Origin of the sequence: Flavobacterium sp., assembly GCF_003525665.1 — a bacterium.
Lineage (GTDB): Bacteria > Bacteroidota > Bacteroidia > Flavobacteriales > Flavobacteriaceae > Flavobacterium.
In genome coordinates this window covers 27,475-37,508 of sequence record NZ_DQDX01000028.1, presented here as the reverse complement: position 1 = coordinate 37,508, position 10,034 = coordinate 27,475, and the positions used below count along the sequence as shown (strand labels likewise).

Here is a 10,034-nt window from a genome sequence, read left to right as displayed (position 1 = left end):
TTAATTTATGGACGATAGAATTTTAAAATGGTTGTATGATATTAAACTTGCAATTGATGAAATTGAGAGTTTTTTTATTAATGAAAAAATGGACTTTTTTGAATATCAAAAAAATCTGATGCGAAAAAGAGCTGTTGAAAGAAATCTCGAAATTATTGGAGAAGCAACAAATAGAATTATCAAAAGAGATTCGTCACTTATAACCAAAATAAAAGACTCCAATGCAATAATTGGCTTGCGAAATCAAGTTATTCACGCTTATGATAACATTTCTGACGAAACAATTTGGGCAATAATAATCAATCATTTACCTTTATTAAAGATTGATATTTCCACTTTATTGAAAGAAAATGAATGATTTAGAATCGCCAAACAAAGAAACACTAGAAAAATGGCATAAAGATCCAAATAATTGGAAGTGGAATTTGTTCTATTACAACAAAGAAGACAAACGTTTATTAGTTGATAAAAAGAACCCAAATCTCGGTGCAACACTAAATTTCGCACATCCAAAATCGTATTTATTTTTTGTTGGTATGTTGTGCTTTTTTGGATTTGTAGTTTTTATGATTGTAATGACTAAAAAATAATATAAAAACAGCAAAATTTAGGAATGTAAATTTTGCTGTTTTTAAACTTAATCTTCAAAATCAATATTTGAAGGTTTCTCAGGGATTTTCTTTACAACCACTTCTTCAGTAATATTACCTAAAACTTCGAAAGAAACCCTATCAAAGTAGACAGTTCCTTTTCCGTTAAGCAACACACCATAATTAAGTGTACTACTTTCGTTTGGAACATTTAACGTAATTTCACATTTTACCCAATCTGTTGAACCTTTAATTGGTCTGTTTTTCATGTTATCAAAACTCAAGGATTTTCCTCCATATTTTGAATCTACTCTTAGCCACATTCCAGACCAATTTTGAACTTCATCTGCTTTCACAAAACCAGTCATTTTGATCCTTTTACCCAAATAGAGTTTTGCGTCGCATTTTTGCATCAATGCACCAAAACCATTAATTTCTTCATCAATAGATTTTATAAAAGCACATTTTTTACCAGTTTTACTTTCAGAACTATTAAGTCCAATTTCATAACTTTTTGCTTTACTTCCTGTTTTAAACCAACCATTTATATTTTGCGCATGACTATCATTTTTTGTTAACAATAAAAAAGTGGCAACAAATACAATGGTTAAGAATGATAATTTTTTCATTGTGTGAATTTTTAAATTAAACAAATTAATTATCCAATTTCTAAGTGATGACGTCTTTTCACTCTCTTTTGGAACAATTGAGTTATAAAAATCAAACTCTAAAACAGAAAAAATAGATTTTATAGAATAACTTCTTGGCGTAACTTCTGCCAATTCAATCCTTTGAATAGTTCTTAGACTTACATTACTTTTTTCCGCAAGTTCACTTTGCGTTAATCCTTTTGCAAGTCTTAATTCTAAAATCTTTTTTCCTAATTCTGGTTGATTCATATTTCAAAATTGTTCAGCAAGATTATGCTTTTCAAAAAAAGAAACCAAAAATTTCAGCTGAAATAGATATGACATTTTTACGTCACTTCTAAACAATTGATTATTAGATTCAAATTAATTAATAGTCAAATATTCCAACATCTTTGGAGTTCCGTTATAGATGTTTAAATCTACATTATGATTGATTCCTTTTATAACGGCTTTCTCTGTAAATTGCCAAAAGAGCCAATCGTCTTTAATGTTTTCTTCAAAAAAATTGTAGTTGGCAACCCAAAAAGTGTAACCTTCGAATTCTTCTTTTAAAAAATCTTCATAGTATCGTTCGCCAGTATAAATTATAGGTTTTACTTTATAATGTGCATCGACTTTTTTGAGCCAACGCTTTAACCCTACTTTCAAACTATCAATAGATTGGTTTTTAGGAAGTTGTTCAATATCTAAAACTGGTGGCAAATCGCCTTTACTGAGTTTTACGGTTTTTATAAAATTATTGGCTTGCTCAATAGAATTTTCATTTGGACGATAATAATGATAAGCGCCGCGAATTAAGTTATGTTTTTTGGCTCCTTTCCAATTGGCATCAAATTGTTTATCTTCTTTGTCATCGCCAGCTGTTGCTCGAATTAAAACAAAATGCAATGGAAATTTATTTTCAACTGAATCTACTTCACTCCAATTAATATCACCTTGATATTGTGATACATCCAAACCGAAAGTTAGGTTTTTATGTGCTTCTAAAATTTGGAAAATTCTAGCTTGCGCTACTTTATCAGCCTTCAAAACTTTATCTGATTTGAAACTAAAATAATACAAAATAGCATTGCGATAATGATAAACTCCGAAGAAAAATCCTAAAATTAAAATTGAAATAACAACGACTTTTGGAGAAAAAAAAGACTTCTTTTTCTTGGTAGGTTTTCTACGAACTGCGGGTTTTCGGGTAGTAGTTTTTGCCATAAATAAGTGAAATTCCAAAGTTTAAAATTCCAAAATCCAAACTTAATCACATTGTAAAAATCGAAATACTGAACACTAAACACTGAATACTGAACACTGAACACTGAACACTGAGCACTGAACACTTAATAACTACTTTTTCGCCAACATATTATTCACAACCGATAATAAAACATAACTAATTATGATTAAAGGAATTGCAAGAAACTGCAACATGACAATCAAGACAACTGAAAACAGTACGAAACCAATTTGAAGTTTGTATTTCTGGAAACTAAAATTCTTGATTTTTAAAGCAAAAAGCGGAATTTCGGCATTCAAAATATAAGCACTGAAAAGTGTTATTACTAATAAAAACCATTTATCTGTAAGTAATCCTAAGATTATTAACGAGTCGGTGTTTTTTAATATCAATGGTAAACTCAATATAAAAAGCGCATTTGCTGGAGTTGGCAAACCAATAAATGAATCGGTTTGACGTGTATCAATATTGAAATTGGCCAATCTAAAACAAGAACCCAAAGTAATTACATAACCACAAAGAGCAAACCAAAAGTTTACATTAGTAATTTCAAAATTTGAAACATCAATATTCAACGCATTGGTAAGCATAAAAAACATAATTGTTCCTGGAACAACGCCACTTGTAACCATATCGGCCAAAGAATCCAATTGTAATCCTAACGGACTTGTGACATTAAATAAACGCGCGAAAAATCCATCAAAAAAATCAAAAAAGATGCCCAAAGCAACGAAGAAAAAAGCCATCTCAACGTTTTGATTAAAGGCAAAAACCACAGCAATGCAACCGCAAAAAAGATTGATTAAAGTAATTAGGTTCGGAAGGTGTTTTTTAATGTTCATGCTTTTATTTTTTGTAACGACAAATGTAATACAATAAGTTTATACAAAAGTACGTTTGTAAATAGAGATTTTGTTGCGAAATTATTATGAATTGTAAATCGTGATAGCTCGATAAAAATTTCTATTTTTGAAAAAATATTTGCTTTGAAAAAAATTCTATTTTTAATCCTCTTTTTAGGATACTCAGTTGCTTATAGTCAGGCAGTTAGAAAGTATTCTAATGAGTTTATGAATATTGGTGTTGATGCTGCTGCGTTGGGAATGTCTAATGCTGTGGTTGCAAATACTAATGATGTAAACTCGGGTTATTGGAATCCGGCAGGATTGATTGGGCTTGAAGACGGACAAGTGGCTTTAATGCACGCGAGTTATTTTGCCAATATCGCTCAATATGATTACATCGCTTATGCAAAACCAATTGACGACCGAAGTGCTTGGGGAATTTCTTTAATTCGATTTGGTGTCGATGATATTTTAAACACTACACAACTTATTGATAACGAAGGAAATATAGATTACAATCGAATTAGTTTATTTTCTACAGCCGATTATGGCGTGACGTTTTCTTATGCTAGAAAACTTCAAGTTCCTGGATTTCAATATGGTGTAAATGCCAAAGTTATTCGTCGTGTAATTGGTGATTTTGCTAATTCTTGGGGTTTTGGATTTGATTTCGGATTACAATTTGAACGCAACAGCTGGAAATATGGATTGATGCTTCGAGATATCACAACAACATACAATATTTGGGCAATTGACGAAGACGAATACAATAAAATTAAAGATGCTATTCCGGGTGAAAATCAAGAATTGCCCGAAAGTACTGAGATTACTTTGCCAAAAGCACAATTGGGAATGTCAAAATTATTTGAATTTCATAATGAAACTTCGTTGCTTGCATCGGCTAATTTAAACATGCAATTTGCAAAAACTAATGATATTATTGCTACAGATGTTGTAAGTATTGATCCCGCAATTGGATTTGAATATGGCTATACCAATCTAGTTTTTCTTAGAGCTGGCGTTGGAAATTTTCAAAATGTTACCCAAATTGACAATTCTAAAAAAATAGGATTTCAGCCCAATATTGGTATTGGTTTCAAGTATAAAGGCATTCAAATTGATTATGCATTGACCGATTTAGGAGATCAAAGTGCGGCTTTGTATTCTAATATTTTTTCGGTTAAAGTGGATTTGAGTATTTTTAGATAAAATTCTTCTGATGAAAAAACTACTACTTTCTCTTCTGTTTTTATTTTTCCAATTTTTAAGTTTTGCTCAAAATCCGCCACTTTCAGAAAATGCATCGGTTAGTATTTTTACCTGCGGAAGAGGAAACGAATTGTACACTACTTTTGGTCATACTGCTATCAGAATTAAAGATGACGCCAACAATTTAGACGTTGTTTACAACTATGGAGCATTCGATTTTAGAGCGCCAAATTTCTATTTAAAATTTGTAAAAGGCGATTTACAGTATTTTATAAACGCCACTTCGTATGAAGATTTTATTGTAGAATATTACAATGAAAACAGAGAAGTTGTGGAACAAACTTTGAATTTACCGCGAATAAAAAAGCAAGAATTATTCGAAAAATTGAATGCTTCTTTATTTTCTGAAGAACGCAATTATACTTATAAGTTTATTGATAAAAATTGTACCACAATGGTCGTTGACAAAGTTAATGAAACCATTGGAACCGATTTAATCAAGAAAGTAGATGATACTACGATTTCATACAGAGCCTTGTTGTATCCTTTTTTTGAAAATCACTTTTATTACAAACTTGGAATCAACATTATTTTTGGAGCAAAAACAGATAGCAAAGCTGAACAGTTATTTCTACCTGTTGAGTTAATGCATAGTCTTGATAAAGCCGTTGTAAACGGAAAACCGTTGATTACCAAAAAAGAAGTTATTGTAAAAGGAAGTCCGCTTGAGTCTGGTTTTTCTTTTATGAATAGTATTTATTTTATTGCTTTACTCCTATTGATTATTGTTGCGATAAATAAACGTGTTGTTACTTTTACGTATATTTTCATCATTGGATTGCTTGGATTATTCTTTTGTTTGGTTGGATTGTATTCGTTGCACGAGGAACTTTTGTGGAATTACAATGCCTTGTTATTTAATCCGTTGTTTTTGATTTTGCCTTTTTTGAGTGGAAAATGGTTTAAAAATTTACTTCTTGTAAGCACAGTAATGTTGCTAATTTACTTTGGCGTTATGATTGGCAAACCCCATTTTGTGCTGATGCTTCCGTTTATGTTTGCTCATGGATTTATATTACTAAGGTTTTTGAGAGAATACAAGAAAGCTCCAAACTTGATTAATTAACCCTGATGGGAATGGCATCCTTTTTCTTTATTTTTCTTAAAGAAAAAGATAGAATGGACAGCAGGAAAATGGAAACCAAGAAATCGCAAGCCATTCGTTTCTACATAATCTACTGACCTCGATAAAAAAGTACCGTACTAAAGGTCTTTATAGTGATGTTTATATCGAGAAAAATACTTCTGTGCTTGATGTAGTACAAATCATACTGCAGTTTTACAAGGCTATCTTCCATAGAATCACCATAAGCATAATTGACTTGTGCCCAACCTGTTAAACCTGGTTTTATGATGTGACGCGTTTCGTAAAACGGCATAACTGAGGCTATTTCTTGTACAAAAATTGGTCGTTCTGGTCGTGGTCCAATAATGGCCATGTCGCCTTTTAGGATATTGATGAATTGTGGGAATTCGTCTAGTCTTGTTTTTCGCATGAATTTTCCAAAAGGAGTAATTCGTTTGTCATTTAATTTGGTAAAAACGGCACCATTGGCTTCGGCATTTTTAACCATTGTTCGGTATTTAAAAATCTTAAAAACTTGGCCATTCTGACCTACACGATCTTGAACATAAAATAGGTTACCGCGATTTCCAATTAAATTTCCGATTAAAATTAAAGGTAAAAAGCATAACCCAATCAGTAATCCGATTAGTGAAAAAACGATTTCGATTAATCTTGTAATTAATAAATAAAGTTGATTTTGATTGCTGCGACTGAATGGAAAATACCTGTAGAAATCTCTTGAAACATACTGAACAGGAATGCGTTGCGTTAAGTTTTCGTAGACTTGAGTGTATTCTTTTATGGTGATTCCGTTTTCTAGAAGATGAATCAATTGATTGTATAAACTAACGGTAATTCCTTCGGTTTTTTGTGATGCAATGACTATTTCTGAAATGGAATTATTTCTAACATAATATTCTAAATCGTCTGTTTTAATATTTACAGTTCCAGGTATGTTTATATCAAAAGAATCTTCCCCATCAGAATTTACAAATCCGATAATCTTGTAATGCGGATCGGCATTTTGAAGTCCGGATATTAACTCCTGCAGTTGTTCTTTATCACAAACCAAAATGGCATTTTTAAAAAATCGATGGGAAGCTAAAAACTTTACATAAAAAATTCTCCAAAGTAACAAAGCCATAAAAATAGCTAGAAAGAAAAATATAATTTGCAATCTATTTGACGGCAAAACTGGTGTATAGATTGGCGTAAGAAGATAAAAAAGAACTGTTGTTGAAGTAGTTAAAATAATACTTTTAATTATTTGAAACTGATTACTGGACGTTTGGAGATTGTACATTTCGAAAACCGAACCAAAAACATGAAGATAAAGCGCAAGCACTATAGTCCAATAAAAATTGGTTGTAGAAAATGTAAAATATTTAAAATCAAATAGTGAACTAACGCAATACAATGCTACTAAAACACAAATAATATCAAAACCCTTGAGAAGAATTTTTCTTTCGGATACTTCAAAATGTATTTTTTTGTTACTTTTCATTTCTATTTTAAAAGCTGCAAGTTAGCAAATCTGGGGTAAACTATCCTATGATTTTAAAATTTCAAACCATTTATATTTTACTTTTTCCCAATCGAAATCTTCAATGTAGTTTCTTGCATTTTGTATTATATTTTTGGTCAAATTAGTATCCGATACTAATAATTTAATTGCGTTAACCATAGCTTGAGCATCGTTATCGTTGACCAATAAAGCGTTTTCTTCATGCTCTAAAAGAAAGGGGATTCCGCCCACATTTGTAGAAACTACTGGCAAGCCCAAAGCCATTGCTTCTATTACACTAATTGGAGTATTGTCGAAGTGCGTTGTATTAAGAAAAACAGAATAATTTTTAGACAATTCAATCCATTCCTCTTTCGATAATTTACCAGTAAAAGTAACTTCTACATTTAAACTTTCAGCAAATGCTTTACATTCATCAATTAGATTTTCTTTATCTGGACCAACCATACAAAGCTCGGCATTGGGAAATTCTTTTTTTAATTCGGAAAAAACAGTAATTGCCATTTTAGGATTATAAATTTTAGAAAAAGAACGCACCCACAATAATTTAGGCTGACTGATTTCTCGATTTAAAAAATCATAGTTAGCAATTTCAACTGAATTTGGAATGTACATTAAATTGGAAGCAAATTTAGATTGAAATGCAATCATTAAATACTGTGAAGGCGCTGAAATTTTAAAGGCATTTTTAAAAATTAAATCGCACCAAAATGGGCTTCTCTTCAATCTGTTTGGTAGATTGCCACCGTGAAGTTTAGCTATGTATTTCAAATTCAAAACCCTACACAACTGACTAATAATTACCGAATACCAAAAATTCTGTGTACTGTAAACATCAATTAATACGCAATCTACTCGCTTCGATGATTTTATGGTTACAAAAATCATGTCTAAAAGTCGAGCTATTTTATTTTTCTTGGAAGAAGCATAGGTCAAATGATAGCCTTCAGACTCCAAAAAGCTACCTAAAGTTTCAATAGAAGTTGCTGTATTTCCGTGAATGGCAAGTTTATTCCCTATGTATAGCAGGTTCTTCATCTTGAAATCTAACTTTTAAAAGTGACAATGCGTAAACAAATGACGGCGCAGCAGTTCGCATCGCAGCATGATTTATAGTTAATAACCAGAATAATAAAAAACAAAATAGATAAATATTTTGCTTATTGTCTAAATATAAAAAAATGGGTGTGAAAAATAAAATTAATAACATTGCCACGCCCAAAGAACCATGCTCGGCTAGCATTCTAGTAATTTCATTATGGGAAGCAACAACATCTCCTGTTTGTTCTAAACGATATTCGGTACCTTTAGCAACACCTATTCCAAAAAATGGATTTGCTATAAAAGCATTGATCTCATTTTCTGCAATTTCTTCTCTACCAGTAAACTTACTCTTTTTTGTTCTACCCAATGCGTCTTGGTTGTTGTATCGTTTACCTATCAAACCGCCAGTTTGACTCTCGGTATAAACCCATATTGCACTCATAGTAATAGCAATTATTACTACTAAATAATTCAATTTTACTTTACCTCTATACTTCGATATTTTGTATAAATATGCTAATAAAATGAGTATCATCACAAAACCAGTAATCATACCGCCACGAGAAAAAGTAATTAAACCTCTGTAAGTAATGTTTAGAACTAAAAACAAATTGATGGCAAAAAACAATTTTGTTCTAGAAGCAAGTATAATTCTAGAGAAGAAAATAAACATACCCAACCCAAGAGCAGTTGCTACTTGATTAGGTCCAAAACCTCCAGAAGTTAAGGCATTAGAACCAGTTCCACCTAATGCTTCTTTTAAATCGGGCGTAAACAAAGTTAAATACATCATACAACTTACAATAGGCAAACCCATCACAAGCAATAAATTGTTAACTTCTTCAATTCTAATTTTTCGATTGTAACAATACAAGGCAGCAAAACCTAAACAAATTGGACCAGAAACATTAAAAAGTATTGTTTTTCTAATATCTACTGTGGTTAAATTTAAGGTTTGCGTGCCAATTATAATTCCGGGAACTAACAAAATTAGAAAAATCCAATAGGGAACAGCATTTTTGGAAAAACCACTGTAATACATTCCCATAGAAAGAAATAGTATCACGCCATATTTAGAAAATTCGTGATTGGGATTTCCACCTGTCATTCTTAAAAACACTTCACTTCCAACAATGTAAGCAGCGGCAAGAAGAACTTCATTGTTCCTATTTCTAGTTTTTACTACAAAGTAGACGCCTCCAAACAAAATAAAGTAACCATAGAGTTTAGAAACAAATGGCGCAGCATAAATTACAACACCCAATAAAAGGTGAACTAGAATTAAAAAAAGATAATTTTTTTCCTTATTCTGCATGCTCTATTTTTTGTAACCAGTTTGTGTAATTTTGAATTACGGCTTGTTCAGAATTATTAATAATGATTGTTTTGTTAAGTTCTTGTCCCAATTTGATTCGCAATTCATCATTCTCAATTAACTTTTTCAAAGATAAATAAAACGCATCGGCATCAAATTTCGGAACAATAAATCCGTTTTCACCATCTTTGATTATCAATGGAATTTCTCCCACTTCGGTTGAAACTACTGGTTTACTATTCAGTCCATACTCTAACAATGCTACCGGCAAACCTTCCGACTGCGACGTTAAAATTGCTATTTCACATTGACTGATGCAATTTTGAGTATCAGATTTTGAACCGTAAACAAAAACAGTATCAGATAAATTTTTAGCAATAATTTCGCTTTTTATTTTAGTAGAATAATCATCATTAAAATCTTTTCCAACTAAATGAAAAGTCCAATCGGGATGCGATTCTTTGAGTTTTTCAGCGACTTCAAGTAACAAAAAATGATTCTT

At 31.3% G+C, this 10,034-nt stretch carries 11 protein-coding genes; 4 read left to right on the top strand and 7 right to left on the bottom strand.

The window, feature by feature from the left end; genetic code table 11:
• Positions 1–7: 7 nt before the first annotated feature.
• Positions 8–358, top strand: coding sequence for a HepT-like ribonuclease domain-containing protein (locus DIU01_RS01950; RefSeq protein WP_290831578.1), 351 nt, complete (start codon positions 8–10; stop codon positions 356–358).
• On the top strand, positions 351–590 hold the full coding sequence (locus DIU01_RS01945; RefSeq protein WP_290831577.1) for a DUF5808 domain-containing protein: 240 nt from the start codon (positions 351–353) through the stop codon (positions 588–590). The genes DIU01_RS01950 and DIU01_RS01945 overlap by 8 nt, the downstream gene beginning before the upstream one ends.
• 47 nt (positions 591–637) lie before the next feature.
• Here the strand turns inward: DIU01_RS01945 and DIU01_RS01940 are convergent, their stop codons facing one another.
• The 3 genes from DIU01_RS01940 to DIU01_RS01930 form a co-directional block, all read right to left on the bottom strand.
• Positions 638–1,489, bottom strand: coding sequence for a helix-turn-helix transcriptional regulator (locus DIU01_RS01940; RefSeq protein ID WP_290831576.1), 852 nt, complete (start codon positions 1,487–1,489; stop codon positions 638–640).
• 114 nt (positions 1,490–1,603) lie between these two features.
• Complete coding sequence (locus tag DIU01_RS01935) at positions 1,604–2,446, bottom strand: glycoside hydrolase family 25 protein (protein ID WP_290831575.1); 843 nt, start codon at positions 2,444–2,446, stop codon at positions 1,604–1,606.
• A 132-nt stretch (positions 2,447–2,578) separates the two neighbouring features.
• Positions 2,579–3,310: a CDP-alcohol phosphatidyltransferase family protein gene (locus DIU01_RS01930; protein WP_290831574.1), complete on the bottom strand. Its 732-nt coding sequence runs from the start codon at positions 3,308–3,310 to the stop codon at positions 2,579–2,581.
• Between the two features lie 228 nt (positions 3,311–3,538).
• Between DIU01_RS01930 and DIU01_RS01925 the strand changes: the two genes are divergently transcribed.
• Positions 3,539–4,522: a PorV/PorQ family protein gene (locus tag DIU01_RS01925; protein WP_290831580.1), complete on the top strand. Its 984-nt coding sequence runs from the start codon at positions 3,539–3,541 to the stop codon at positions 4,520–4,522.
• Between the two features lie 10 nt (positions 4,523–4,532).
• Positions 4,533–5,648, top strand: coding sequence for a DUF4105 domain-containing protein (locus DIU01_RS01920; RefSeq protein ID WP_290831573.1), 1,116 nt, complete (start codon positions 4,533–4,535; stop codon positions 5,646–5,648).
• A 109-nt stretch (positions 5,649–5,757) separates the two neighbouring features.
• Here DIU01_RS01920 and DIU01_RS01915 read toward each other — a convergent pair whose 3' ends face one another.
• The 4 genes from DIU01_RS01915 to DIU01_RS01900 all read right to left on the bottom strand — a co-directional run.
• Complete coding sequence (locus DIU01_RS01915; protein WP_290831572.1) at positions 5,758–7,152, bottom strand: sugar transferase; 1,395 nt, start codon at positions 7,150–7,152, stop codon at positions 5,758–5,760.
• A gap of 45 nt (positions 7,153–7,197) precedes the next feature.
• Positions 7,198–8,211 (bottom strand): glycosyltransferase family 4 protein, encoded by a 1,014-nt coding sequence (locus DIU01_RS01910; protein ID WP_290831571.1) that lies wholly within the window; start codon positions 8,209–8,211, stop codon positions 7,198–7,200.
• Entirely contained in the window at positions 8,183–9,532 is a 1,350-nt protein-coding gene (locus DIU01_RS01905; RefSeq protein ID WP_290831570.1) for an O-antigen ligase, read from the bottom strand. The genes DIU01_RS01910 and DIU01_RS01905 overlap by 29 nt, the downstream gene beginning before the upstream one ends.
• Positions 9,522–10,034 (bottom strand): glycosyltransferase (locus tag DIU01_RS01900; RefSeq protein WP_290831569.1); only part of this gene is annotated, 513 nt, incomplete at its 5' end. The genes DIU01_RS01905 and DIU01_RS01900, both read right to left, overlap by 11 nt.

Excerpts from the sequence above, each read along its gene's own strand:
- DIU01_RS01950 (WP_290831578.1), top strand. The coding sequence starts at position 8 with ATGGACGATAGAATTTTAAAATGGTTGTATGATATTAAACTTGCAATT.
- DIU01_RS01945 (WP_290831577.1), top strand. The coding sequence starts at position 351 with ATGAATGATTTAGAATCGCCAAACAAAGAAACACTAGAAAAATGGCAT.
- DIU01_RS01940 (WP_290831576.1), bottom strand. The coding sequence starts at position 1,489 with ATGAATCAACCAGAATTAGGAAAAAAGATTTTAGAATTAAGACTTGCA.
- DIU01_RS01935 (WP_290831575.1), bottom strand. The coding sequence starts at position 2,446 with ATGGCAAAAACTACTACCCGAAAACCCGCAGTTCGTAGAAAACCTACC.
- DIU01_RS01930 (WP_290831574.1), bottom strand. The coding sequence starts at position 3,310 with ATGAACATTAAAAAACACCTTCCGAACCTAATTACTTTAATCAATCTT.
- DIU01_RS01925 (WP_290831580.1), top strand. The coding sequence starts at position 3,539 with ATGAATATTGGTGTTGATGCTGCTGCGTTGGGAATGTCTAATGCTGTG.
- DIU01_RS01920 (WP_290831573.1), top strand. The coding sequence starts at position 4,533 with ATGAAAAAACTACTACTTTCTCTTCTGTTTTTATTTTTCCAATTTTTA.
- DIU01_RS01915 (WP_290831572.1), bottom strand. The coding sequence starts at position 7,152 with ATGAAAAGTAACAAAAAAATACATTTTGAAGTATCCGAAAGAAAAATT.
- DIU01_RS01910 (WP_290831571.1), bottom strand. The coding sequence starts at position 8,211 with ATGAAGAACCTGCTATACATAGGGAATAAACTTGCCATTCACGGAAAT.
- DIU01_RS01905 (WP_290831570.1), bottom strand. The coding sequence starts at position 9,532 with ATGCAGAATAAGGAAAAAAATTATCTTTTTTTAATTCTAGTTCACCTT.